A 24340-nucleotide genomic window follows, 5' to 3' on the forward strand; every position below is an offset into this window, starting at 1 on the left:
TCCTCAGGTTCGTGGTCGCGTGGGTCAGAGGCGCTCGACGAGCGTGGCCACGCCCATGCCGCCACCGATGCAGAGGGTGACGACGGCGCGGCGCGCCTGACGGCGCTCGAGCTCGTCGAGGACGGTGCCGACCAGCATGGCGCCGGTCGCCCCGAGCGGGTGCCCCATCGCGATGGCCCCACCGTTGACGTTGGTCTTCTCGACGGGCAGACCCAGGTCCTTCATGTACTTGAGCACGACGGAGGCGAAGGCCTCGTTGATCTCGAAGAGGTCGATGTCGTCGATGGTGAGGCCGGTGCGGTCCAGCAGCTTGCGCGTTGCGGGGGTCGGGCCGGTCAGCATGATCGTCGGATCCGCCCCCGACGTCGCCGTGGCGACGATCCGCCCACGCGGGGCCATGCCCAGGCGGCTGCCGATCTCCTCGCTGCCGATCAGGACGAGTGCGGCGCCGTCGACGATCCCGGACGAGTTGCCGGCGTGGTGGACGTGCTCGATCCGCTCGATCCAGTGGTAGTTCTGCAGGGCGACGGCGTCGAAGCCGCCCTGCGAGCCCATCGTCGCGAAGGAGGGCTTGAGCGAACCGAGGGTCTCGACCGTCGTGCTGGGCCGCATGAACTCGTCCCGGTCGAGCACGACGGACCCGTTCTGGTCACGCACCGGCACGATCGACTTCTCGAAGTACCCACCCGACCAGGCCGCGGCCGCGCGCTGCTGGCTCTGCACCGCGTACGCGTCGACGTCGTCACGGGTGAAGCCCTCGGTGGTGGCGATGAGATCGGCACTCACGCCCTGTGGGATGAACGAGGTGGCGTAGTTCGTGGCCGGGTCGTTCATCCACGCCCCGCCGTCGGCGCCGAGCGGGCACCGCGACATCGACTCGACGCCACCCGCGAGTACCAGGTCGTCCCAGCCGGACCGGACCTTCTGGGCCGACGTGTTGACCGCCTCCAGCCCGGAGCCGCAGAAGCGATTGAGCTGGAGCCCGCCGACGGTCTCCGGGAGTCCGGCCGCCAACGCCACCGTACGCGGCAGGACCGAACCCTGGTCGCCGACGGGGGTGACGATGCCGAGCACGATGTCGTCGATCAGCGCCGGGTCGAGACCCGGGTGGCGGGCGCGCAACTCCTCGACCAGCCCGACCACCAGCGAGACCGGCTTCACGGAGTGCAGGGAGCCGGAGCTCTTGCCTCGTCCACGGGGGGTCCGGATGGCGTCGTAGATCAGCGCCTCCGAGGAGGGCGAGGAGGGTACGGACATCATTGCTCCGTCCTAGCGGGTTCACGGTGCAGCGCACCGTCGCGACCCGTCGTACGCTAACCTAGGGAATGTTCACTAGGCAAGTTGCGCGAGGCAGCTCACCCTGGGCCCGAGGCAGGAGCAGGCGGCGATGACGGCGGCACGGGCAGCTCGGCGGACGGCGCGGCGCCGCCTCCCCGAGCGGGGGGCGCAGCTCGCGGACTCCGCGGCCGAGCTCTTCTCGCGGCGTGGCTACCACGGCGTGTCCCTGGCCGACGTCGCCACCGCCGTGGGTGTGACGGCGCCTGCGGTGTACCGCCATCACCGGGGGAAGGAGGCTCTCCTCGCGGCGGCACTACACCGCGGCCTCGACGTCGCCGTGGAGGCTGTCGGCCCGGCCGGAGACCTCGAGGAGCGCCTCGACCGGCTCGCCGGTGCGGCGCTGGAGCGTCGCGAGGTATGGGTGCTCCTCCATCGCGAGCTGCGCTTCCTGTCGCCGGAGCCGCGCGAAGGTGTGTACCGCCGGTTCGACGACCTGGTCTCAGCCCTCGACGCGTCGGTGGCGGCGGATCGACCCTCGCTGCGGCGCGCCGACCGGAGGCTGCTGGTCGCCGCCGCACTCGCCGCCCTCTCGGCGCCCTCGCTGCTGCGAGCACCACTGCCCAAGGCCGACTACCGCGCCGAGCTGGCCGCTGCGGCGCTCAGCGTCTGCCGCGCCGAGCTCGAGACGGCGCGGCCGGTCGCACCGCGGGTGCCGCCTCGGTCCGCGCGCAACCGTGGCGAGCAGCTGCTCGGGGTGGCGATCGAGCTGTTCCACGAGCGGGGGTTCAACGCGGTCAGCCTCGACGACATCGGCGCGGCCGTGGGCATCGCGGGACCGAGCATCTACCACCACTTCTCCACGAAGGCCGAACTGCTCGTCGCGGCGTTCAGCCGTGCCGCGGACCGCCTCGTGGCCGGCCCTGGCGACGCCGGCGAGCCGATCTCCGCCCTCGAGCGGCGCGTGGCGGACTACGTCGACCTCGGGATCGACAATCGCGCGTTGTTCGGTGTGTACGTGACCGAGGCCATCCATCTGCCGCCCGAGGCGGGCGGACGGATCCGCGCCACGCTGCGCACGGACTTCGGTGACTGGGTCACCGCACTCGAGCCCTGCCGTCCCGATCTGACGAAGGCGCAGTGCACGGTGCGGGTCGGCGCAGCCCGCAGCATCGTGAACGACCTGGTCCGGCTCGGAGGCTTCCACACTCGCACCGCGATCGCGGACGAGATCCGGCAGCTGGCGTCGGCGGTACTGTTCACCGGTCCGACGGGCGTGGCGGCCAGGGCCTCGCGGTGACCGTGGCCCGGATGCAGGTCCGGTCGTCCGAATCGAGACAACGGACCTCGGCGACGCCCAGGCTGCGGCCCCGCTGCACCTGCTCGGCGTCGCGCATGGTCGCGTCGCGCGGTCGCGGTGACGACTCCCCCGCGCCATGGCGGGGGGACCAGCACGTCGAGAGCCGGCTCGACGGTCAGCTCGCCCTGGCGGACTCGCGGGTGCGTGCGAACTCGAGAGCCTCGGACCAGGTCGCACGCTTGGCGATCTGCGTGCGGTACTTCATGACGTCCGACTGCCGGTCGAGGGTCAGCGCGCCGGTCAGCCGATCCGCGGTGCGGTAGAGCGCCACGAACTGTCCCTGCTCCACCGCGCCGGAGACGACCTCGACGTCGTCCCCGCCGGGGATGCCGACGAACTGGATGCGACTGTCGTACCAGTCCGACCAGAAGTACGGGACCGTCGAGTAGGGCTTGGCCGCCGAGGTGTCCAGCGCGTTGCGGGCGGCTCTGCCCCCCTGCTCGGCGGCACAGGTCCAGTGCTCGATGCGCATCACCGCATCGAACTGCGGGTTGCGCCAGCGAGCCACGTCCCCCGCCGCGAAGACGCCTGCCACGCCGGTCCACAGGGTCTCGTCGCAGACGATCCCGTTGTCCACCGTGATCCCCGAGGACTCCAGCCAGTCCGTCTCGGGAACCGCCCCGATGCCGACGACGACCAGGTCGGCCGGGATCACCGTGCCGTCCACGAGCCGGACTCCCGTCACCCGGTCCGTGCCCTCGAGCCCGTCCACCGCTGTGCCACAGCGCATCTCGGTTCCGTGTGCACGGTGCAGGTCGGTCAGGGCATCGCCCATCACGGTCCCGATGGAGCGGACGAGCGGGGTGGGCTGGGCCTCCACGATCGTGGCGGACAGGCCCCGCTTGCGGGCCGCCGACGCGACCTCGGACCCGATGAACCCCGCGCCGATGACGACGGTGCGGGCGCCCGCGTCGAGCGCCGCACGGATCTCCCGCGCGTCGTCCAGGGTGCGCAGGGTGTGGACCCCGGCGAGGTGTCCGGTGTCCGGCAGGCTGCGCGCCCGCGCACCGGTGGCGAGCACCACGGAGTCGAACAGGATCTCGCGGTCGCCCACCAGCACCGCCCGCCGCTGCGGGTCCAGCGCCGAGGCGGGCTCGCCGAGGACCAGGTCCACCTCGAGCTCGGCGAGCTTGTCCTCCTCGCGGTAGACGACGGCGGGCGGCTCGGCCTCGTCCAAGTACGCCTTGGACAGCGGTGGCCGGTCGTAGGGCAGATGCGGCTCCGATCCGACCAGGGTGACCGGTCCGGTGAATCCCGTCCTGCGAGCGGACTCGACGGCGCGGAGCCCCGCCAGGGAGGCCCCCACGACGACCAGTCCCCGTTGTGTCTCGGTGGCGCCCGTCATGCTCTCCCCGCTCCGTCGCGTGTGCTCGTTTTCCCGGGTTAGTTAATCACGACTAGCCTGCTGCAGGAACCGACGAGTGCCGAGACTCACCCCGGTGTCCCGACGAGGGGGAACGGTCATGGATCCGGTCGACGAGGACTTCTGCAGGACTTCGCCACCCGCTGGCTTGCGGCGTGGAACTCCCACGACACCGAACGAGTACTGGAACTCCTGCACGGCGACATCGAGTGGGAGGACATCGTCTTCTGGCCCGGGGTCATCCATGGCCGCGAGGGTGTTCGGACGTACACCGAGAGGATCTGGGACGTGATGCCGGACGTGCGGCCCGGCGAAGGCAGCACCCGACGCCACCTTCAGCACGTACGGGTGCGACATCTTCCTCGAGGTCCGCGAGGAGCTGCTGGCCCGCTACCTCGGCCAGTACGAGATCACCGAGATGATGCGCCAGCTCGGCTTGCTCCCGCCCCGGGACGGCCGGGTCGGCGGTTCCTACCTGATGTCACTGCTGGGCCGCGGGCGGACCGCACCAGCCTGAGCCCCTCAGCCCGCCGCGGACCGCTCGGCCCGCACCGACCCGGCGTGATGGTGTGCGCACCAGATCCGGTTCGTCGATCATCGGAACGTGACACCGCCGAGCCGGACGAGCTGGGCGCCGGGCACGGCCTCGAGCATCGGGACGCCGTAGCCCGCGAACGGGATCACCCGGTCCTCCATCGGCCAGACGATGGTGGTCGGGCACGACGCGGGCTCCGGACGATCGTTCCGGTCCGCACCGCGTCGGCCGGCAGCTCGCCGACGATCCGGCAGCCATCCCATGTCGTCGATGACCGCCCCGCGGTCTCGGCGTCGTATCGGGGCCGTGCTCGCAGAACCCGCGCAGCAGGAAGCAGCGCAGCGCCGGATGCACGCACGACCCGGCCAGACCCGGGATCGCGAGCGCCGCCGATCCGGCCCGGAACGGCGCAACCAGGCGGAGCGCGAGGGACGCCCAGGCGCCGGCGGGCGACAGCGCGACGACCGTCTGCGCCCTGCCCCGACGGGACAGCTCGATCGCGACCCACGCGCCGAGCGAGTACCCGGCGAGGTGCACCGGCCCGACGATGCCCAGCTCCGTCAGCTGCCGGTCGACCGAGTCGACCACTCCCGCCAAGGTCGCGCGATCCGGGGGCGTGACGGCTGGACCGCCGGCATGCCCCGGCAGGGTGGGCGCCACGACCGTGAACGACCGTTCGAGGTGCGGCGACACCGGCTCCCATGCGTGCCGGACATTCCCAGTCCGTGCAACTGGACGAGTACGGGCCCGGCTCCTCCACGATGAACGTCGGTCGCCATCTGGACTTCCCCTCGTCGGCCGCGGACGATGATCGAGTCGAACCCTCACCCGAGCCTTCGTTCGGGGCACGACCATGGAAACGCGTCGGACACCATGTTCCACTCTCCGTGTCCATTGTGGCGAACAGCGTGTTCGACCGCACGATCCGCCGGGGAGGACCTGCTCGACAACCTGCACGCCAGAATGACGGACACCGGTCGGCTCACGCGGGCCTTCCGCCGCAGGCCCTCCCGCTCGCTGCGTTCCGCGGGCCGGTTCGTCTGGGAGGAGGCGGAGGTCGATCTGGGGCCCACCGCCGACTCGCCGTCTCCACTCGATCTCGTCCGACGGGTGGCGGACGGCGTGCCGGGAGTGACCCGCTCACTGCCGTCGCTGGTCCGCGCGGGGATCTCGGCGGCCACGGGGGCCCCCTTCCCGATCGCTGCCACGGTGCCAGACACCTCGTGCCGAGATCGTCCTGGCGAACGTCCCCTTTGCCGTGATAAACCCACGCGTGCATCGACGTCTCGCCCTTCGTCGGGAAGACGGAACATAATGGCGACGGCGCCGGGGCAGAATGCACGAAGGTGCAGTGGACCCTCCTTGACCGTCGACATAGACTAGTCTATGTTGCGGACGACTGTTCGAGTCCTTCCCGTTCGGCGTCGAACCGTGATGACGTCCCCTTGCACCGGGCAACGCTGCCGACGGATGAGAAACCGCGCTGTCCGCGCGGGAGAGGATGTCCATGGACGTACAGGGACTGCGCTGCCTCGTGACCGGCAGCGCGTCAGGCATCGGCGACGCGGTGGTGCGGCAGCTGACAGCGGGCGGCGCCGAGGTCGTGAGCCTGGACCGCAACAAGCCGACGGCCGACGTGTCACAGCACGTCGAGGTCGACCTCGCCGATCCGGCGAGCATCGACTCTGCGCTCGCTCAGATCGAGGGCGACTTCGACGTCCTGGCGAACGTCGCAGGCATTCCGGGCACTCTGCCCGGTGACCTCGTGTTCAAGGTGAACTTCCTCGGGATGCGGCACCTGGTCGAGTCGATGTTCACCCGGCTCCGGACCGGCGGCTCCATCGTGCTGGTGTCATCGACGGCAGGCTTCCAATGGGCCGAGCGCACCGAGCTCTACAAGGACCTGCTCGGGCACGTGAGCTTCGACGAGGGCGTCGCCTGGTACGCCGAGCACCCGCCGCCCGGCAACGCCTACAACTATTCCAAGGAGGCGGCGACCTTCTACACGCTGGCGATGGGCGGCGCGGTCCGGGACATCAACGAGCTCCGGATCAACGCCGTCCTGCCCGGTCCGGTCGAGACGCCCATCCTCGTCGACTTCGAGGCGTCGATGGGCAAGGACACCCTCGACGGAGTGCGGAACTTCCTCGGCAGGCATGCCACGGCCGAGGACATCGCCCCCGCGATCGTGTTCCTGGCCTCGCGCGACTCGCGTTGGATCAACGGCACGACAGTGGTCGCCGACGGCGGGATCTCCGGGGCGCTGCTCACCGGCCTGGTCCCACCGCCGGAGGACTTCTAGTGTCCATTCACTGAAGCCACGGAACCCGGAGGACGACGTGCCCGAGTACAAGTACCTGCTCACCTCCGTCGAGGACGGGGTGGGGATCCTGCAGCTCAACCATCCCGAGAAGCGCAACGCGCTGGGATGGGAGCTGCACCACGAGATCATCGACGCGCTGAACGCCTGGGCCGAGGACGACACGGTCGCCGCCGTTCTCATGATCGGCAACGAGAGGTACTTCTGTGCGGGCTGGGCACTGGACGTCCTGCAGGAGACCAGTGGAGACGACCGGACCCGCTTCACCGATCTCGCCTACAAGCTCATGATCACGATCTACGACTTCCGCAAGCCCACGGTCGCGGCCGTGGCGGGGGTGGCGCCCGGCTACGGGATGGACCTGGCCAACATGTGCGACATCACCATCGCCTCGGAGAACGCGGCATTCGGGTCGACACAGGTCAAGTATGCGATGAACGGCTTCTACCACGGCATGCTGCGCAAGACGAACACGCAGCGGGCTCGCCGGATGTTCTTCACCGGCGACCCGATCGACGCTCACGAGGCTCAGCGGTGCGGTCTGGTGGACGAGGTCGTTCCGGTGGGCGAGCTGCGCGAGTCGGCGCTGGGCCTCGCCAAGCAGATCGCGGAGAACGGCGCCGAGCTGACGACGGTGCTGAAGGAGGTCGCGCTGCGTGCCTCCAACATGGACCACGTCGGCGCCACCGCCTACGAGCTGCGGGTCACCCACGACCTGCTGCAGCGCGGACTGTTCACCCGGCAGATCGCTGAGGGGCTCGAGCGGCTCAAGGCCGGGACGAGCAAGGCCACCGAGCGGTTGGCGCCCAAGGCCTGACAGGCCCCGACCTCCCGATCGTCGCGGGGCGGTGGACCACCGCCCCACCGCCCCGCGACACCCTCAGTCGCGAGACCGACCGGTCACCGTGGCTGTGACGCACGGCCGACCGTCCGCGTCGATACCGTCCACCTCGACCTCGCCGAACGACCGTCCCTGGTGCCGTCTCCTGGCCACCGCGGAGACCGTCCCCGGGACCGCCCTGCGCAGGTAGCTCACATGCACGTGTGAGGTGACGAGCTCCGACCGGCCGCGGGCGAACGTCTCCGTCGCGGCCAGCTCGGCGAGGACCGCCCAGATCCCCCCGTGCAGTACTCCGTAGTCGTTCGTCCACGACCCGGCGTCGGGCAACGCGACCGCCAGCCCGTCCGGCACGTCCTGCACCCGGTAGCCGAGCAGCTCCTGCAACGACCCCGCCACCGGCATCGGCCGAGGGGCACCGTCCGGAGCCGGACTGCCGACGCCGTCGTCGCCGGCCACGTACCGCGCCCAGGTCGTGGCCATCACCAGCGGTCGGCCGTCGTCGTCTACCAGGGTCCCGCGGGCGAACCCGCCACTGCCGTCCCGGCGCTCGATGACCGACTCGACGTGCAAGTCCACGGTGGTCCACGGCGGTGGGACGAGGACGTCGTAGGCCAGCTCGGTGGTCAGCGACCACTGCCCGGGCGCTCGGTGCACGAACAGCGTCTCGCCCAGTGCGTGGTCCAGCAGGACCCCGATGGCCCCGGTCTGGATGAGCCCGGGGCTCCTCGCCAACCAGGGACCGGTGCGCGCGGTGGTCCACAACGCCCGGTCCTGCCTGCAGCCGAGGACACCGAACCGCTGCTCAACCACCGGGAGGATGCACGCGGTCGGCGCGCCCGCCGATGTGGTGTCGTCGAGGGGAAGGGAGGTCACCACCCTAGTGAAGCACAACTAGGCACCACCCACGCACGCGGATGCACCGTGGCGCCGTGCGTGAGCAGGTCCGAGACCAGCAGGTCCACCGCCTGCATCGTGCCGTCCATGGGTTCCTCTCAGTCGAGCGCGGGCTGGGCGTCGGGCGGCGAGCCCGCCGTGCCGACGTCGACGGTCAGCGCGCCGGCGCACCGCCCGCAGAAGTACTCCCGCAGCAGCACCGCGGGCTCCTCCAGCCGCTCCTTCACGTACACGTCCAGCTCGCGGAACCGCTCGTGGACCGGGGTCTCCCGGAGCACGGCCGCTCCCCCGGTCCGCCAGTTCTCCCCGCCGGGCGCGAGGACGGCGCCGCAGTAGCCGCAGCCCCAGTCCGCCCCCGCCCGGACGACGGCCACGCCGACGTCCGCGGGTAGCCGCTGCTCGGCCTGCCGCACACCGCCGATCCGGGCCTCGCGCACCGCCGCGCGGCTGCGTGCCGTGGCCTCGGCGTCCACTCGCCCGTCCGGCCCGATGACGACGCCGTACGCGGCCTCCGCGTGCCGCGCCGTGACGTAGCCGTGCCGCAGGTCACGCTCGACGCGCTCGACCTCGCGCAGCAGCGGGTCGCCGAGCCCGCCGCCGCCACCGCTCGTCCACAGTTCGACGTCACCGCGGTCGAAGTGCCGGCGGCCGATCGACGACCGCACCCGGCCGGGTGCCGCGATGGCCTCGAGAGTGGGCGAGCGCCGGTCGGCGATCACCCGCTCCGCGTGGTGCTCGTCGAGCGGGCAGTGGTTGCTGGTGGCGCCGGGGTAGCCGCCGCCGAACCCGCGCGAGGGCACCTCGGCGCTGCTGTTGAAGCCGGGGCCGTCGAGAGCGTCGCCGTAGCGCAGCTGCCACGCCTGCTCCAAGCCCTGGCCGCCGCGGTGGTAGCCGGGGCCGCCGGTGTTGGGCTTGACCGAGCGCCACAGGGTGAGGATGGGGTCCAACGACTCGTGGGTCTCGACCTCACCGATGCCGCAGCCGGTCTGCGCGGTCGCCCCGTAGGCGTCCTGCCCGTCGCCGATGGACTGCGCCGCACCGCCCGGGTGATCTTGCAGGCGCGGGTGCCGATCTCGGCGTGGGCGTTGCTGCACGGCGCCGGGTCCGTCGAGTTGACGACGGTGCCGGGCTCGCCGACCGAGATCGTCACCGGCCACAGGTCCGCGTTGACCGGGAAGTCGCCGTAGACCATGGACGTCATCACCGAGTCCATGAAGTTCGCCTCCATGGCCGACGGGGCCGAGTTGACGAACGCGTCCACCTGCGAGGTGCCGGTGAAGGCGAAGCGCAGATCGCTGCCGGACACCGTCATCGTGCCGGTGACCTCGAGCAACCGGTCCGGACCGTCGTGGCCGTCGAACTCGTGCCAGTCGGTGACCCGGTAGACGCCGTCGGGCATCCGCTCCACGCGCTGGCGCATCACCTGCTCGGACAGCGCCTTGTTGACGACCGTCAGCTCGCGGTAGATGTCCAGGCCGAACTCGTCGATGATCGCGACGAGCCGCTCGGCGGCGACCCCGGTGTTGGCCGCGATCATGCCCCGGATGTCGTTGAGCACCGGGTCGGGGGTGCGGACGTTGGCCGCGATGAACCGCTCCCACTCGCGGTCGAGCCGCCCGTCGCGGATGACCTTGACCGGCGGGAACCGCAGGCCCTCCTCGTAGACGTCGTGCGCGCCGGGGGCGAAGCCGGACACGCCGACCCCGCCGATGTCGAGCACGTGCATGTTGGAGAAGCTCCAGCCGACCAGCTCGTCCCGGTAGAAGGTCGGGGTGATCAGCGCGACGTCCGCCTGGTGCATCGCGCCGCCGTAGCGCGGGTCGTTGGTGAGGAAGCCGTCCCCGGGCCGCAGCGCGTCCATGTCGACGATGTCGGTGATGGCGCGGACCCCGCCCAGCGACGAGGCCAGGTGCATCAGGACGTACCCCGAGAACCCGAGCTGCTCGGGCACCGCGTCGAACAGCGAGGTGCAGAAGTCCGTTGGCCTCGTAGACGATCGGGGACCGGGAGGTCCGGACCATCGTTGTGGCCATCTCCTCGGTGAGGTGCTCGAGAGCCTTGCGGTGCAGCTCGGCGGCGACGAGGTCGGCGCCCGAGAACGCCTGCAGAGATCGTGGCGGTCATCGGGTGACACCTTCCCGGGAGAGGACGTAGTTGAAGAAGCGGTCGCGGCGCAGCCCGTGCCCGGGCGGGGTGAAGATCGTGGTGTCGCCCTCGTCGACGATCTCCGGGCCCTGTGCGCGGGCGCCGGGGGTGAGGTCCGCGGCGGAGTACACCGGGACCTGCGCCTGCTGCCCGGTCATCGGCAGGTGCACCGTGCGCGTGGCCACCGGCTCCGGGGCGAACGGCTCCGCCTCGGCCTCCTGCTCGCGGAACGGGCTGCGGTGCTCCCGGCGGCCGACCACGGTCACCGACACGTTGAGCATCAGCACGCCGGCGCCGCGCCACACGGTGCCCGCGCCGTAGGTCTCCTCGTAGAGCGCGTGGAAGTCCGCCGCGATCCCCGGCAGGTCCTCCACGGTCAGCGGGCGGTCCGGCAGCGGCAGGCTCAGCTCGAAGATCTGGCCCTGGAACCGCAGGTCCGCGGACCGCCGGAAGCCGATGTCGGAGTCCGCGAAGCCCTCGGACCGGATGGCCGAGCGGGCCTCCTCGGCCAGCGCGTCGACCGTCGCGTTGATCTCCGCGATCCGCCCGGTGTCCGCCAGCGGCCAGCCCACGGTGCGGTCGGACTTGAGCAGGAAGTCCGCCCCGTGCAGGCCCAGCGCCGAGAAGGCCGAGCTGTTCTCCGGGATCACCACCTCGGGGATGTCGAGCCGGTCCGCGATCTGCCCGGCCAGCAGCGGCAGGGTGCCGCCGTAGGCCACGAACACGAAGGACCGCGGGTCCAGCCCAGGCCCCACGCTGACCGGCCGGACCGCGTTGGCCATGTTCGCCACCACGATGTCGTGGATCCCCGAGGCCGACGCGGTCACGTCCCAGCCGAGGGTGTCGGCCACCTTCTCGGTGACCGCGGCGCGCGCGAGCGCCGGGTCGATGGACTGGCGTCCGCCCAGGTAGTTGGCCGGGTCGATGAGACCCAGGATCAGCAGCGCGTCAGTGACCGTGGGATCGGTGCCACCCCGCCCGAGCGCCGCCGGTCCCGGCGTGGAGGACGCGCTGTGCGGGCCCACCTGCGGCGTACCCCACCCACGCGATGCTGCCGCCGCCCGCGCCGACCGACACCACGTCGACCAGGTTCACCCCGGTCAGGAACGGCCCGATCTCGATGTTCTTCGTGGTCCGCACCTCGTTGCCGACGATCACGCCAGTGTCGAAGCCGGCCCCGCCCATGTCCCCGACCAACACCCGGTCGACGCCCATCCGGCGGGCCAGCGCGTTGGCCCCGTTGGCACCCGCGGCGGGCCCGGACCCGAGCAGGGCCAGCGGGGCGTCGCCGGCACGCTCCCGGGAGATGCCGCCGCCGACGCCCTGGAAGAACACCGGCTCGGACCGCAGGCCCGCCGCGCGCAGGTTGCGCGACACCGAATCCAGGTACCCCCGGGCCTCGGAGTGCACGAAGCAGTTCAGGACCGCGGTGGTCCAGCGCCGGGTCTCCCCGCGCACCGGGAACACGTCCGAGCCGGAGCAGGTGAACAGGTCGGGGTACTGCGCCCCCACGATCTGCCGCGCCCGCCGCTCGTGCTCCGGGTTGAGGTGGCTGTTGAGGAAGCACAGGGCGATCGCCTCGATCCCCTCCTCCTCCACGAGCCGCTTGGCCGCCGAAGCCACCGCCGCCTCGTCGAGCGGCACCACCACGCTCCCGGCGTGGTCCACCCGCTCGTCGATCTCCACGAGCGCCTGCCGCGGCACCAGGTCGGACACGTTGCGCTGCTCGATGCCGGCGAGGATCCCCCGGCTGAAGTCGTCGTAGGTGGTCAGGGCCTTGCCGCGCACCGTCCGGTCGGGCGCGACCACGACGACGTCGGTGTGGTGCCCCCGACGTCGACGCCGACGACGAAGATCGAGGGCCTGGCATCGTTATTCATCCGCTCCTCCAACTGAAGAGTCCGATCGATGTCGGACGACGGACCGGCGGCGCGGACGCCCGTCATGCGCCCCGTCACTCAGCGTCTTCTCGCGCCACGCCTGCAGCTCGTGCTTGCGGACCTTCCCCGAGGCGGTCATCGGCAGGGCGTCGAGCACGTGCCACTCCACCGGGATCTTCTGCTTGGCCAGCTGCACGGACTCCAGGTGCACGACCACCGTCTCCGGCCCCGTCCACGGCACGCCCTCGGCGGGCACCACGAAGGCGCAGACCTGCTCGCCCAGCCGCGGCTCCGGCACCCCGAGGACCGCGGCCCTGGCCACGCCCGGGAACGAGGTCAGGGCCTCCTCGATGTCCTTGCAGGGCAGCTTCTCCCCGCCGCGGTTGATGATGTCCTTGATCCGGCCGTCGATCCGGACCCAGCCCTCGGCGTCGACCACGCCGACGTCGCCGGTGCTGAAGAAGCCCTCGGCGTCGACCTGCTCGGCGGTCAGCGCGGGATCGGTATAGCCGATCATCAGCTGGGGGCTGCGGATCCACAGCTCGCCGAGCGAGCCCGGGGGCAGCGCGGTGCCGTCCTCGTCGCGTGCCTCGATCTCCGAGCCGGGGAAGATCCGGCCCTCGAAGTCGGCGGCCCGCGCGGGCGGGGTGTCCGGCGGCACGACGACGACGGTGCCGGAGAGCTCCGTCATCCCATACCCCCGGCCCGCCGAGATGCCCAGTGCGGCGGCCCGTTCGAGCAGGTGCCCGGGGGTCGACGAGCCGCCGCTGATGTAGTTCGTCAGCCGGTACCCCGGCGAGCGGCCCGCCTCGTACAGGTCGACCATCTCCTGCAGGAACACCGGCACGCCGTGCGAGTACGTGCCGCCCTCCTGCTCGGCGAGCGCGACCACGGCCTCGGCGTCCCACTTGCGCAGCAGCACGACCCGGCACCCGGTCACCAGCGGGACCACGCAGGCGCACAGGAAGCCCGACAGGTGCGAGACCGGGGCGCCGTTGACGATGACGTCACCCAGGTGGAAGCCCTGCACCCGGCGCATCGAGTGCACCGTGGCCAGCACTCCCCGTCCGCTCAGCTGGGCGCCCTTGGGAGCAGCGGTGGTGCCGGAGGTGTAAAGGATCGTGCAGCAGTCGGTGGCCGCGCCGGGCTCGGGCAGCGCGATCTCGTCGGCGGCCTCGTTGAGGGACTGGGGCACGGGGTCCCAGCCGGGCACCTCACCGTCCACGATGTACCGGGCAACGGGCTCGACTCCGGTGTCCGACAGCACCCGCTCCATCTCCGCGACCAGACCGCGGCTGCCCTGCGCGGCGGCGGTGACCAGCGCGGCGGGCCTGCAGTCCGCGACGATCTGGCGCATCTCGTGCTCGCGGTAGATGGTGATCACCGGGACGGCGACGGCGCCGATCCGCCAGGCCGCGAGCTGGGCGACGATCGACTCCAGGGTGTTCGGCAGGTACACCAGCACCCGGTCGCCGTGCCCGATCCCGCGGGCCACCAGGTCCGCCCCCACCGTCCAGACCCACCGGGCGAGCTCCCGGTAGGTCAGCCTGCGCCCCTCGAAGAGTAGAAACTCCTGGTCCGGCCAGGTCGCGGCCGCAGCGTCGAGCAGCAGCCCGATGCGCTGGTCGGTCCAGAGACCGAGATCGCGGTAGCGGGCGGCCCGCGCGTCGGCGCCAGCGGTCGCGGAGGAAGTCATCGGTGGCTCCTGCGGGGGATCGGGGGGGAACTGCCCGGGGGCTAACCCGCGACGGCACGGAAGCGGCCCGGCTCGGTCTCCGCGACGGCGCCGCGGTGCACGAGCCGGGCGAGGTGCTGCTCGGCCGTGCGTGCCTCGACCGTCGGAACATACGGCTCGTCGACGTGCGGGCGGTAGACGAAACGATGGTCCACCACGTCCGCGAGCGTGCGCGGCTCGCTCAGGAACTCGACGAGTGCGGCGTCCCGGCGCACCAGCACGTCCCGGTAGGCGTCCAGCCTGCCGCGGAACTCCGCGACCCCCTCCACGACGCCCTTCTGGTGGTAGGTCCCGTACCAGCGCGCCTCGATCCCCGCGCAGGTCGCGATGGACCGCTCGAAGCCCTCCAGGCTGCTGCCGACGTCGCCGTAGAACGGCCCGAACGACGTCAGGTCGATGTCCGCGACGAAGAAGAACCCGTCCGGCTCGACCAGCAGCCCGCTGTGGCCCGCCGTGTGCCCCGGCAGGTGCACGACGGTGGCCGTGCGGTCGCCGAGGTCGAAGACGTGACCGTCCGGGACGCCCACGGCGTCGGGCCTGCTGCCGACGTGGAAGTCGGCGGCGAGCGTCTCGCCGAACGCGGCGGCCGCGTTCGCGGGCAGTCCGTAGCCCGCGAGCAGGACCTCGCTGGACCGGACGGCCGCCGCGTCGGCCTCGTGCACGTGCACCGGCGCCGCGAGTCCCGCGACCCCCACCAGGTGGTCCTCGTGCGCATGGCTGACCAGCACCGCGTCCGCGCCGGGAACCCCGCCCCCGACGAGCGCGAGGGAGGGGTCGACCAGCAGCGTGGCCGCGGTGCCGCGGACCAGCAGCGAGTTCCCGTACGGGTACCCGCCACCGTTCGCCGCCCGGAGCACGGTGACCGCCCCGTAGTCCTCGGGAGTCCATCCGGGCGTCGTCATCGTGTTACTCCGGTGCTCAGAGTTCTCGCTGATACGGGGGCAGGACCTGCTCCAGGTAGTTCTTCCCGGTCACGGCGTCGGTGGTCAACAGCGCGGTGTAGGCGACGCCGTCCATGAACTGCCCGTAGTTCTTCACCGAGTCGCCGACGAAGTACAGCCCCTCGATCCCGGGGCACTTCGGGTCGAGCATGCCGTCCCACGCCTGCTCCGGCGTGGGCTGCACCGAGGTGACCCCGTCGATCGCCGGGAACAGCGCCCACTCCAAGGCCTCGGCGAAGCCGGGGTGGCTCGCCTTCATGAAGTCGGTGATGGTCTCCGCGAGCATCGGGAGCTTGCCGTCCCGCTCGAGCTGTCCGAGCTCCTCGGTCGAGAGCCCGATCCAGCATTCGATGATCTCCTTGCCGGTCGGGGCCTTGCCCTCGACGAACAGAGAGTGCGCCTCGTAGCCGAGCATCACCCCGTCCGGCAGCGCCGGGTCGTCGACCGGGACCTTGGTGAACAGCATGCCCGGCAGGTCGATCACGGACTTGCTCAAGCCGTAGATCGGGACGAACGCGCCACCGGACTTCAGCCCGCGCACGTGCTCCACGAACTCGGCGGGCAGGGCCTCGTGCGGGATGAGCCGCTCGACCGCGAGGACCGCGGGCACGTTGAGGATCACGGTGTCCGCCAGCAGGTCCCGGGTCTCGCCCGAGGCATCGGTGACCCGCAGGCCCTTCGCGACCCCGTCCTCGACCAGCACGGTCTGCACCGTCTGTCCGGTGCGGACGTCCCCGCCGTGCTCCCGGATGACGTCAGCGAGGTTGTATGCCATCTGCATGAAGCTCTCCCCGCCCATCTGGCCGAGGGTGCCGTCCGCGAAGTGCAGGCCGGCGTTCATCGGCATCCGGGTGGCGAGGATGAACTCGCCCGCCGACAGCTCGCGTGCCGAGTTCATCCCCACCGTGAACGCGCCGAGGATGTCGAAGAACTCCAGGACGGTCTCGTTCTGGGTGCGCGGGGACACGAAGTCGAGCAGCGAGATCCGGTTCGCCTCGCGCACGTCCTCGATGGGCATCCGCAGCATCTCGCCGAGGATCTGCTTCATCTCGAGGTGGTCCTGCTCGTCGAACCACGGGAAGCTGCCCCGCTTGAGCTCGTGCAGCACCCCGTCGTGCCAGAAGCCGCAGGCCTTGAGGGGCACGATCTCCACGGGCACACCGAGGTGCTCCAGCACGTGCGCCATCCGGGAGTGGGCGCCGTTGACGATGTCGTGCATGCCCAGCTCGAACGCGTAGCCGGCGAGGAGCTTGTCGTCGACGATCGTCTCGATGTCCGGGATGGAGTGTCCCAGCCGACCCCGCGACGCACGCAGCGGACCGAGGTAGTCCTCCACGGTGGTGATCTCGTCGCCCTTGTAGTGGTGGATCCGGCCGCCGGTACCGCTCTCGCGCTCCACGACCAGCACCCGCTTGCCCTCGTCCTTGGCCAGCAAGGCCGCCGCGCTGAGGCCACCGAGGCCCGCACCCGCCACCAGGACATCGAACTTCTCTTGCGCCATCGGAACTCCTTCGTGCCGCCGCTTCGAACCACCCTAGTGATAACTCACTAGGGAGGGTAGCGGTCAGCGCAGATAGTCGGGGAGCAGCGGCAGGAAGTCGCGTCCAGCCACCGCGTTGGCGCACAGGATGGCGCCGTGCGCGGCGCCGTTCGTCCCCACGTCGGTCTGGGTCACCGTGTCGCCGGTGAAGAACAGGTTGGACACGAGCGGATGCTGCACCGGCGGGCGCCGGTCGCCGCCGATGCCCGGGGCGGGCGCGGCCCCGTAGATGCGGTCGGCCTGCGTGAAGATCGCCCACTCCACGTTGTCGTCCCAGCCCGGGTAGCGACTCCGGAAGAACTCCAGGTGGGCGTCGGAGATCCGGCGGAGCAGGTCGTCGTCGGTCGCCTCGCCCTTCGCGTGCAGCACCGTCCAGGTCTGCAGGTAGTGGCCTTCCGCAGCGCCCACGCGTCGGGTCGGGTCCAACGCGGTGGTCTGTTCGAACGCCAGCCAGGCGTCCCCGCCCTTGAGCGGGATGTGCTGGGGCAGCGGGTCGACGAGGAACACCCCGGTCGGCCGGTCCGGCTCGATGAGCTCCTTCACCCCGATGAAGCCGGTCATGCCCACGGCCGAGTACAGCTTGCCGATCCGCTCACGCAGCTCGGCGGGGAACGACTCGATCGGGACGACCTTGCCGACGGCGTCCATCGGCAGGTTGACGATCACCGTCTCGGCGTCGATCCGCTCCGGACCGGCGGGCCCCTCGACCTCCACCCCGGTCGCTCGGTTCCGGTCCAGCAGCACCTGGCGCACCGCGGCGCCCGTGCGGATCTCGCCCCCGTTCTCCCGGATGATCTCCGCGAAGACGTCGGCGATGGTCTTGAACCCGCGGCAGACCTCGCCGTTGCCGCCGCCGTGCGACAGGTGCATTCCCGCCGCGACCGGCATGTTGTTGGTCCGGATGAACTCCCCTGCGGAGCCCTCGGTCGGGTCGTTGAGCGCCAGCACGAACCGGCCGAGCCAGAGGTAGTAGTCCCGGACCAGCTGGTCCTCGGTGACCATGTTGACGTAGGACAGCAGGTCGATGTGGTCGTACCGGGCCGACTCCGCGGGCGAGATCGCCACCCGCTCCGCGGCCACGCGGCGATGCTCGCGACGCGACGCCTCGGGCCAGGTGGCGCTGACGTCCTTGAGGTCGACGAAACCCGCACCGGAGTCGAAGTAGAAGCCGATCTGCGGCGCCACCGGGATCGACTTGCCCAACGCCTTGGCCAACAGCGAGAACCGGTTCCTGTTGGTGGCGCCGACCGTGTGCCACCCGGGGTCCAGGATGAACCGGTCGAAGATCTTGTGGTCGTCGACGATCTCGTCGAGACCCGGCTCCGTGTGCACGATCCGGACGTTCGCCGCGCCCCGCAGCGTGTTCCGGTACTCCTCGGCCGACGGGCTGCCGTGGTGCCCGCCGAAGGACATCACGCGACCCCCGACCGCGTTCTCCTTCTCCAGCACCAGGACCGAGCGGCGGTCCTTCGCGGCCAGCAGTGCACCGGTGATCAGGCCACCGATGCCGCCTCCGACGATGATCGTGTCGTGCGACATGCAGGACTTCCCTTCCTTCGACTGCGAGGCTCAGGCGGACGCGGGCTCGGACTCCGCCAGCTCCGCCCTGAGCACCCGCTTGAGCACCTTCCCCGTGGAGTTGCGCGGCAGCGCCTCGACGAACGCGAACGAACGCGGCTGCTTGTATCGGGCGAGCCTGTCCGCGACGTGCTCCAGCAGCTCCGACTCGGTCACCGTGGATCCCGCGGCCCGCACGACGACGGCGTGCACCGCCTCACCCCACCGTTCGTCCGCCCGGCCGATCACCGCGCTCTCCGCCACTCCCGGATGGCTGGCGAGCGCGGCCTCGACCTCGCCGGTCGCGACGTTCAGGCCCCCGGTGATGATGATGTCCTTCAACCGGTCGACGACGGTGACGAACCCGTCCGCGTCGACGACCGCCACGTCCCCGGTGCGCAACCAGTCCCCCGCGCGGGACGCCGCGGTCTCCTCGGGCATCGCGTAGTAGCCCGCAGAGACGGACCCGCCGCGGAACCACAGCTCCCCCGGGGTGGTGCCGTCCCGGGGGACGTCCACGCCCTCGGCGTCGACCAACCGGGCGTCGAGGTGGCAGTGCGGGCGGCCGAGCGAGCCGAGCTGCCGCACCTGGTCCGGGGTGCCGTCCGGATGCTGGTTCTGGGGGCTGAGCACCAACCCGCACGAGAAGGTCTCGGCCATGCCCAGGGTCGGGTAGAGGCAGTCCCCCAGCGACGCGCGAGCCGCCAGCACGAGCTCGCGGGTGACCGGTGCGCCGCCGAGCACGATCGCGCGCAGGCTGGAGGTGTCCAGATCGCCGATCCTCGGATGCGCCAGGACGGCGTTGACCATGGTCGGGACGGCCACCGTGTGGGTCACCCGGTAGTCGGCCACGGCGCGCACGAAGGAGTCCGGGTCGAAGCCCGGCAACACGACGGTTCGGCCGCCCTTCAGGAACACCGGAGAGACGTGTGCGGGCCCGCCCGCGTTGAGGTACTGCGGGATGCACTGGAGGTTCGTGTCCCACTCCAGGACCGGGTACTCCGCCGCCCAGGCGAAGATCGCCGACATCGCATTGTCCTGGGTGAGCACCGCCGCCTTGAGCCGCCCGGTCGTGCCCGAGGTGGGACACAGCATGTACGGCGCGTCCGAGCGCGGCAGCGGGGCGGGCGGGGTCCCCTCCTCCGCGGCCAGGATCGTCTCGAGGTCCAGCTCGAAGGAGTGCGGACCGCCGAACCCGACGACGTGGCGGACCGACGGCGTCTTCTCCAACCACTGCGCGGCGGCCTCCGCCTGGTGCGCGTGCACGAGAAGAGCCACCGGCTCCACGTAGTTCACGTACTCGATCTGCTCGTGGGCGGAGTGCCGCAGGTTGAGCGGAGCACCGGCCACACCGCTGCGGGCACAACCGAAGAAGAACTCGACGAACTCCGCACAGTTCTCGGAGAGCATCGCCACCCGGTCCCCCGCGCCGAGACCCAGGCGCGCCATCGCGCTCGCCCATCGCTCGGTCCGGGCGTGGAGGCTCGCCCACGTCTCGGTCCGCACACCTGGGACGACCACGGCGTCCCTGTCTGCGTAGTACTCGGCGTTTCGTCTTGCGAGATCGCTGACCAGCACGTCGACCTCCTCGTCGAGGGCATGCCCTGCCTCTGTCGATCACGTGCCTTCGTTGATGTGATCTACGACCACTCTAGTGAATTATCACTAGAGTGACAAGTCCCAGCGGGCCGAACGATGAAGGACGATGCCGCTCCGGGCGTCTTATGGTTCAACTCCACAACTGGCAAGTGGTCATGCGTGACTCCCCGAACAGGTGAAGGAGGCAGGTCTGTGACCTGCCGACCACGAGTACGCTCACCTGCCGAGGCCCTTCCATCACGTGAATTTCGAGGTACTCGTGTCCGTCGAACACCGCTCTGTCGCCGCTCCCGCCGATGCGGAGGAGGCGCGCCTGGCCGTGCGGAGGCCGGCTCGTCACGCAGCGGGGCGAAAGGCCGTCAAGGTGTCGATGACCCCGGCGCTGAAGCAGATGGGCGTGGTCAAGAGCGCGCGCAACCTGCTGACGCTCAACCAGGTCGACGGGTTCGACTGCAAGTCGTGCGCCTGGCCGGACCCGCAGGACCACCGGCACACCGCCGAGTTCTGCGAGAACGGCGCCAAGGCGGTGTCGTGGGTGGGGCAGCGCGAGACCGTCGGGGCGGAGTTCTTCGCCGCGCACCCGATCTCCGCGCTCGAGCGGCAGACCGAGTACTGGCTGGAGCGGCAGGCAGGCTGACCGAGCCGATGGTGCGCCGCGACGGGTCCGACCACTACGAGCCCATCTCGTGGGACGGCGCGTTCGACCTGGTCGCGGAGCACCTCGACGCGGGCGCCGACCACGTCGCCGTCCAGGCCCTGCAGGTGGACAAGCGGGGCGTGCCCGAGGATCAGTGGCGCGCCCTGGCCGAGCCCTTGACGGCCCTGACCCGCTGAGTCGACTGCAGCACCCGAATCCGCTGCCCGCCCGTCGCCGACGAGCTGTAGCCGTGCAGCGTCTATGTGATCACCCCGGAGGAGGGTGCCCCGAAACGTCGCGAGGACCACCAGCTACCCCGGTCCGCCTGGACAGGGAAACCTACTGTCGATAGATTCAAGAGGCAGTCCCGAGATCGCGAGGGAAGTGCGCTGCGATTCGGAGACAGGCGGGCGACGACGAGCAGGCACAGCTCGCGCCCGATGAGCCGAGGCCGAGGTGCCCGCCGTGTACTCGGGCGCGTCGCCGAGCCACCGAGCTGAGGAGAACGCCATGGAGCCAGGCCGCCACCCGCTGACGATGCCCGGCGCCGCCGGAAGACTCGCCGCCGATCGCTGGGCCCCGCCGTCGCGCCCCCGCCGCGGCAGCGTGGTGTTGCTCCACGGCGGCGGGCAGACCCGACACTCCTGGCGACACACCGGGAGCAGGCTGGCCGCCGAGGGCTGGACGGCCATCGCCTACGACCTGCGCGGACACGGCGACAGCGACTGGGCCGAGGACGGCGACTACACGCTGGACGCGCACGTAGCCGACCTGCGCGGTGCACTCTCCACCCTGGATGATCCACCGGTGTTGGTCGGGGCGTCGCTGGGCGGCATGACGTCACTGCTCGCCCTGGCCGTCGAGCCGGACCTGGCCCGCGGACTGGTCCTGGTCGACGTCACACCGACCACCGAGCGGGCCGGCACCGCGGAGATCACCGAGTTCATGCGCTCGGGCGTCGGCGGCTTCGACACACTGGACGAGGCAGCAGCTGCCGTGGCCGCGTACAACCCGTTGCGCACCCGCCCGCCCCGCCCCGAGGGGCTGCAGAAGAACCTGCGCCGTCGAGACGGCCGCTGGTACTGGCACTGGGACCCCCGCCTGCTCGAACAGCGCCAGACCGACCCCGATGTCCAAGAGCAGAACGCCCGCCGGGCGCGAGCGGCGGCTCGCGGACTGACCGTGCCGACCCTGCTGGTGCGCGGCAGGCAGTCCCGCGTCGTCAGCACGGCCGGCGCGCAGGAGCTCCTGAGCCTCGTCCCGTCCGCCCGACTCGTCGACGTCGAGGGCGCGGGCCACATGGTCGCCGGAGACGACAACGACGTGTTCGGCGAGCACCTCCAGGAGTTCCTCGAGGGCCCCGTACAGCTCGCCGGGTGACCGCCGGAGCGGGCCGGCCTCGGTTGACCACCCACGAGCACTCACCTACTGTCATTAGGTAGAGGCGAGGAGGCCTGATGACGAGTGACGCCGCCACCCGACCCACCACCACCGATGCTCTGCCGCTGCGCACCGTCGCCCGTGGGTGCCCGCTGTGCGAGGCGATGTGCGGACTGTCGGTGACCCTGGACGCGGACGACCGGGTGGTCTCCGTGCGCGGCGACGAGGACGACGTGTACAGCAAGGGCTTCCTCTGCCCCAAGGGTGCGTCGCTGGGCGCCGTGGACGACGACCCGGACCGGCTGACCCGTCCGCTCGTCCGGCGCGACGGGGCGCTGGTCGAGACGACCTGGGACGAGGCGTTCGCGGAGGTCGAGCGCCTGCTGGCGCCGATCCTCGCCGAGGACCGCAACGGGGTGGCGGCCTACACCGGCAACCCGACCGGCCACAACGTCGCGTTCACGCTGCTCGCGGGCAGGCTCGCACGGTCGCTGGGCACCATCCAGAACTACTCGCCCGCCACCATGGACCAACTGCCGCAGAACGTCACCGCGGCCCTGCTCTTCGGCGAGCCCAGCAGCATCCCGGTGCCGGACCTCGACACCACCGAGCTGCTCGTGATCGTCGGCGGGAACCCGCTGGTGTCCAACGGCAGCGTCGGCGCCTCCCCCGACTACCGCGGGAAGCTCAAGGCGCTCAAGGCCCGCGGTGGGCGCCTCGTCGTCGTCGACCCGGCACGCACGGCGACAGCCGCCGTCGCCGACGAGCACCTTCAGGTCCGGCCGGGCACCGACCTGTTCCTCTTCCTCGGCATCCTCCACGTGCTGTTCGCCGAAGACCTGGTCCGCCCGCGTGCCGCGCAGGGAAAGCTGAGCGGGCTGGACGAGCTGCGCGTCGCCGTCGCCCCGTACCCGCCCGCCGTCGCGGCGGAGGCCTGCGGCATCGAGCAGGAGGCCATCCTCCGGCTGGCCCGGGCGCTCGCGGCAGCGGACAGAGCGGCCGTGTACGGCAGGCTCGGCACCACTCTGAACCGCCACGGCACGCTGACCTGCTGGGCCCTGCAGGCCGTCAACATCCTGTGTGGACACCTCGACCGGCCGGGCGGGCTGCTGTTCACCCGCCCCGTGACCGGCTCGCCGACCACTCGCAAGGCGACGAAGCAGGCCCGACCCTTCGCCGTCGGGCGGTACCGGACCCGGGTCAGCGGCCATCCCGAGGTGATCGGGGAGTTCCCGGTCGCCGCGCTGGCGGAGGAGATCCTGACCCCCGGGCCGGGTCGGGTCCGCGGCCTGGTGATCTACGGCGGCAACCTCGCGCGCTCGATGCCGGACTCCGCGCGGATGCAGCGGGCGCTGGCCGAGGTCGAGGCCGTGGTCTGTGTGGATCCGTACCTGAACGAGACCACCCGGTACGCCGATGTGATCCTGCCGCCGCCGGGCTCGCTGACCCGGGACCACTTCGACCTCGTGCTCTACCAGTTCGCCCAGCGCAACCACGCCCGCTTCTCGACACCCGCGCGCCCCGTCCCGGACGGGATGCTGTCCGAGTGGGAGATCCTCCTGCGGCTCATCGCGATCTTCGAGGGCTCCCGCGAGACTCCGGACGAGATCGACGACGAGCTCGCCGCCGCACTGCGCCGCTCGATCGCGAGGAACCTGGGCGCGGAGCCGGCGGAGGTCACCGCCGGGGTCTCGGGCCGGGGACCGCGTCGCCTGCTGGACCTGCGCATCCGCTCCGGCCCCTACGGCGACCTGTTCGGCCGCCGCCCCGGCGGGCTGACGTTGTCGCGGCTGCTGGAGTTCCCGCACGGGATCGACCTCGGCCCTCTGGAGCCGCGGCTGGACGAGGTGATCCGCACGCCCTCGGACACGGTCGAGCTCGCCCCACCGATGATCCTCGACGCGCTCGCGCGCGTCGAGGTGCCACGGTCCGAGCCCGGCACGCTGCTGCTGATCGGTCGTCGAGACCTGCGCTCCAAGAACTCGTGGCTGCACAACGTCACGCCGCTGGCCAAGGGCAAGGACCGCTCGGCCCTGCACGTCTCCCCCGCCGACGCGCAGACCTACGAAGTGGTGGACGGCGACCACGCCGTACTCCGCTCGGCTACCGGAGAGATCCGGGTCCCGGTGAAGGTGACGGACGAGGTCGCCGCGGGCGTGGTGTCACTGGGCCACGGCTTCGGCCACGACGACCCGCACGCGCGGCTGCGGGTGGCGGCGCAGAAGCCGGGCGTGAACAGCAACACCCTCACGGACGGCACCGTCCTGGACCCGCTGTCCGGCACGGTCCAGATGAACGCCATCCCCGTCCGTCTCACCCCAGCCTGACACCGCGGGGA

General features: G+C 71.2%; 19 protein-coding genes and 2 pseudogenes. 8 read left to right on the top strand and 13 right to left on the bottom strand.

Features of this window, described 5'->3' with window-relative positions; translation table 11 throughout:
- Positions 1 to 24: 24 nt before the first annotated feature.
- On the bottom strand, positions 25 to 1257 hold the full coding sequence (locus ABD993_RS14530; RefSeq protein ID WP_425568994.1) for an acetyl-CoA C-acetyltransferase: 1233 nt from the start codon (positions 1255 to 1257) through the stop codon (positions 25 to 27).
- 130 nt (positions 1258 to 1387) lie between these two features.
- On the opposite strand from ABD993_RS14530, the gene ABD993_RS14535 reads away from it, so the two are divergent.
- Positions 1388 to 2575, top strand: a complete 1188-nt coding sequence (locus ABD993_RS14535) for a TetR/AcrR family transcriptional regulator (protein ID WP_345417411.1) — start codon at positions 1388 to 1390, stop codon at positions 2573 to 2575.
- Between the two features lie 175 nt (positions 2576 to 2750).
- Here the strand turns inward: ABD993_RS14535 and ABD993_RS14540 are convergent, their stop codons facing one another.
- Positions 2751 to 3980 (bottom strand): NAD(P)/FAD-dependent oxidoreductase, encoded by a 1230-nt coding sequence (locus tag ABD993_RS14540; protein WP_345417414.1) that lies wholly within the window; start codon positions 3978 to 3980, stop codon positions 2751 to 2753.
- A 210-nt stretch (positions 3981 to 4190) separates the two neighbouring features.
- On the opposite strand from ABD993_RS14540, the pseudogene ABD993_RS36730 reads away from it, so the two are divergent.
- Positions 4191 to 4244, top strand: a pseudogene (locus tag ABD993_RS36730) (hypothetical protein); the annotation flags it as partial.
- 235 nt (positions 4245 to 4479) lie between these two features.
- On the opposite strand, the gene ABD993_RS36735 reads toward ABD993_RS36730, so the two are convergent.
- Positions 4480 to 5388 (bottom strand): alpha/beta fold hydrolase, encoded by a 909-nt coding sequence (locus ABD993_RS36735; protein WP_425568995.1) that lies wholly within the window; start codon positions 5386 to 5388, stop codon positions 4480 to 4482.
- Between the two features lie 652 nt (positions 5389 to 6040).
- Here ABD993_RS36735 and ABD993_RS14545 point away from each other — a divergent pair.
- Together ABD993_RS14545 and ABD993_RS14550 are read left to right on the top strand one after the other, a co-directional pair.
- A complete protein-coding gene (locus ABD993_RS14545; RefSeq protein ID WP_345417417.1) occupies positions 6041 to 6835 on the top strand; it encodes a coniferyl-alcohol dehydrogenase in 795 nt (264 codons plus the stop codon).
- A 37-nt stretch (positions 6836 to 6872) separates the two neighbouring features.
- Positions 6873 to 7670, top strand: coding sequence for an enoyl-CoA hydratase/isomerase family protein (locus ABD993_RS14550; RefSeq protein WP_345417420.1), 798 nt, complete (start codon positions 6873 to 6875; stop codon positions 7668 to 7670).
- A 63-nt stretch (positions 7671 to 7733) separates the two neighbouring features.
- Here the strand turns inward: ABD993_RS14550 and ABD993_RS14555 are convergent, their stop codons facing one another.
- The 10 genes and pseudogenes from ABD993_RS14555 to ABD993_RS14600 all read right to left on the bottom strand — a co-directional run bounded on the left by ABD993_RS14555 (position 7734) and on the right by ABD993_RS14600 (position 19964).
- On the bottom strand, positions 7734 to 8567 hold the full coding sequence (locus tag ABD993_RS14555; RefSeq protein WP_345417422.1) for a PaaI family thioesterase: 834 nt from the start codon (positions 8565 to 8567) through the stop codon (positions 7734 to 7736).
- A gap of 119 nt (positions 8568 to 8686) precedes the next feature.
- The gene (locus ABD993_RS14560; RefSeq protein WP_345417425.1) at positions 8687 to 9745 is read right to left on the bottom strand and encodes a hydantoinase B/oxoprolinase family protein; all 1059 of its coding nucleotides are present in this window, start codon (positions 9743 to 9745) and stop codon (positions 8687 to 8689) included.
- Positions 9646 to 10722: pseudogene (locus ABD993_RS14565) on the bottom strand (hydantoinase B/oxoprolinase family protein); the annotation flags it as partial. The gene ABD993_RS14560 and the pseudogene ABD993_RS14565, both read right to left, overlap by 100 nt.
- Entirely contained in the window at positions 10709 to 11758 is a 1050-nt protein-coding gene (locus ABD993_RS14570) for a hydantoinase/oxoprolinase family protein (RefSeq protein WP_345417428.1), read from the bottom strand. The pseudogene ABD993_RS14565 and the gene ABD993_RS14570, both read right to left, overlap by 14 nt.
- Positions 11682 to 12542, bottom strand: coding sequence for a hydantoinase/oxoprolinase family protein (locus ABD993_RS14575; protein ID WP_345417431.1), 861 nt, complete (start codon positions 12540 to 12542; stop codon positions 11682 to 11684). Before ABD993_RS14575 ends, ABD993_RS14570 begins: the two co-directional genes overlap by 77 nt.
- 63 nt (positions 12543 to 12605) lie before the next feature.
- Complete coding sequence (locus tag ABD993_RS14580) at positions 12606 to 14309, bottom strand: class I adenylate-forming enzyme family protein (RefSeq protein ID WP_345417434.1); 1704 nt, start codon at positions 14307 to 14309, stop codon at positions 12606 to 12608.
- A 41-nt stretch (positions 14310 to 14350) separates the two neighbouring features.
- Positions 14351 to 15250, bottom strand: a complete 900-nt coding sequence (locus ABD993_RS14585) for an MBL fold metallo-hydrolase (RefSeq protein ID WP_345417437.1) — start codon at positions 15248 to 15250, stop codon at positions 14351 to 14353.
- A gap of 16 nt (positions 15251 to 15266) precedes the next feature.
- Positions 15267 to 16790 carry a phytoene desaturase family protein gene (locus ABD993_RS14590; protein ID WP_345417440.1) on the bottom strand — a complete coding sequence of 508 codons (1524 nt, stop codon included), beginning with the start codon at positions 16788 to 16790 and terminating at the stop codon, positions 15267 to 15269.
- A gap of 63 nt (positions 16791 to 16853) precedes the next feature.
- Positions 16854 to 18368, bottom strand: coding sequence for a phytoene desaturase family protein (locus ABD993_RS14595; RefSeq protein ID WP_345417443.1), 1515 nt, complete (start codon positions 18366 to 18368; stop codon positions 16854 to 16856).
- Between the two features lie 30 nt (positions 18369 to 18398).
- Positions 18399 to 19964, bottom strand: a complete 1566-nt coding sequence (locus ABD993_RS14600; RefSeq protein ID WP_345417446.1) for a class I adenylate-forming enzyme family protein — start codon at positions 19962 to 19964, stop codon at positions 18399 to 18401.
- Between the two features lie 391 nt (positions 19965 to 20355).
- On the opposite strand from ABD993_RS14600, the gene ABD993_RS14605 reads away from it, so the two are divergent.
- The 4 genes from ABD993_RS14605 to ABD993_RS14620 all read left to right on the top strand — a co-directional run bounded on the left by ABD993_RS14605 (position 20356) and on the right by ABD993_RS14620 (position 24329).
- The gene (locus ABD993_RS14605) at positions 20356 to 20622 is read left to right on the top strand and encodes a hypothetical protein (RefSeq protein ID WP_345417449.1); all 267 of its coding nucleotides are present in this window, start codon (positions 20356 to 20358) and stop codon (positions 20620 to 20622) included.
- Positions 20623 to 20630: 8 nt separating this feature from the next.
- The gene (locus ABD993_RS14610; RefSeq protein WP_345417452.1) at positions 20631 to 20819 is read left to right on the top strand and encodes a hypothetical protein; all 189 of its coding nucleotides are present in this window, start codon (positions 20631 to 20633) and stop codon (positions 20817 to 20819) included.
- Between the two features lie 313 nt (positions 20820 to 21132).
- Positions 21133 to 22002, top strand: a complete 870-nt coding sequence (locus tag ABD993_RS14615) for an alpha/beta fold hydrolase (RefSeq protein WP_345417455.1) — start codon at positions 21133 to 21135, stop codon at positions 22000 to 22002.
- 77 nt (positions 22003 to 22079) lie between these two features.
- A complete protein-coding gene (locus ABD993_RS14620; RefSeq protein ID WP_345417458.1) occupies positions 22080 to 24329 on the top strand; it encodes a molybdopterin-dependent oxidoreductase in 2250 nt (749 codons plus the stop codon).
- Positions 24330 to 24340: the final 11 nt, after the last annotated feature.

This window comes from Pseudonocardia xishanensis (assembly GCF_039541715.1).
GTDB lineage: Bacteria > Actinomycetota > Actinomycetes > Mycobacteriales > Pseudonocardiaceae > Pseudonocardia > Pseudonocardia xishanensis.

Coding starts and splice junctions, on each gene's coding strand:
- ABD993_RS14540 (WP_345417414.1), bottom strand. CDS start 3,980: ATGACGGGCGCCACCGAGACACAACGGGGACTGGTCGTCGTGGGGGCC.
- ABD993_RS14595 (WP_345417443.1), bottom strand. CDS start 18,368: ATGTCGCACGACACGATCATCGTCGGAGGCGGCATCGGTGGCCTGATC.
- ABD993_RS14535 (WP_345417411.1), top strand. CDS start 1,388: ATGACGGCGGCACGGGCAGCTCGGCGGACGGCGCGGCGCCGCCTCCCC.
- ABD993_RS14545 (WP_345417417.1), top strand. CDS start 6,041: ATGGACGTACAGGGACTGCGCTGCCTCGTGACCGGCAGCGCGTCAGGC.
- ABD993_RS14620 (WP_345417458.1), top strand. CDS start 22,080: ATGACGAGTGACGCCGCCACCCGACCCACCACCACCGATGCTCTGCCG.
- ABD993_RS14585 (WP_345417437.1), bottom strand. CDS start 15,250: ATGACGACGCCCGGATGGACTCCCGAGGACTACGGGGCGGTCACCGTG.
- ABD993_RS36735 (WP_425568995.1), bottom strand. CDS start 5,388: ATGGTCGTGCCCCGAACGAAGGCTCGGGTGAGGGTTCGACTCGATCAT.
- ABD993_RS14580 (WP_345417434.1), bottom strand. CDS start 14,309: ATGACTTCCTCCGCGACCGCTGGCGCCGACGCGCGGGCCGCCCGCTAC.
- ABD993_RS14605 (WP_345417449.1), top strand. CDS start 20,356: ATGACCCCGGCGCTGAAGCAGATGGGCGTGGTCAAGAGCGCGCGCAAC.
- ABD993_RS14530 (WP_425568994.1), bottom strand. CDS start 1,257: ATGTCCGTACCCTCCTCGCCCTCCTCGGAGGCGCTGATCTACGACGCC.
- ABD993_RS14590 (WP_345417440.1), bottom strand. CDS start 16,790: ATGGCGCAAGAGAAGTTCGATGTCCTGGTGGCGGGTGCGGGCCTCGGT.
- ABD993_RS14610 (WP_345417452.1), top strand. CDS start 20,631: ATGGTGCGCCGCGACGGGTCCGACCACTACGAGCCCATCTCGTGGGAC.
- ABD993_RS14615 (WP_345417455.1), top strand. CDS start 21,133: ATGGAGCCAGGCCGCCACCCGCTGACGATGCCCGGCGCCGCCGGAAGA.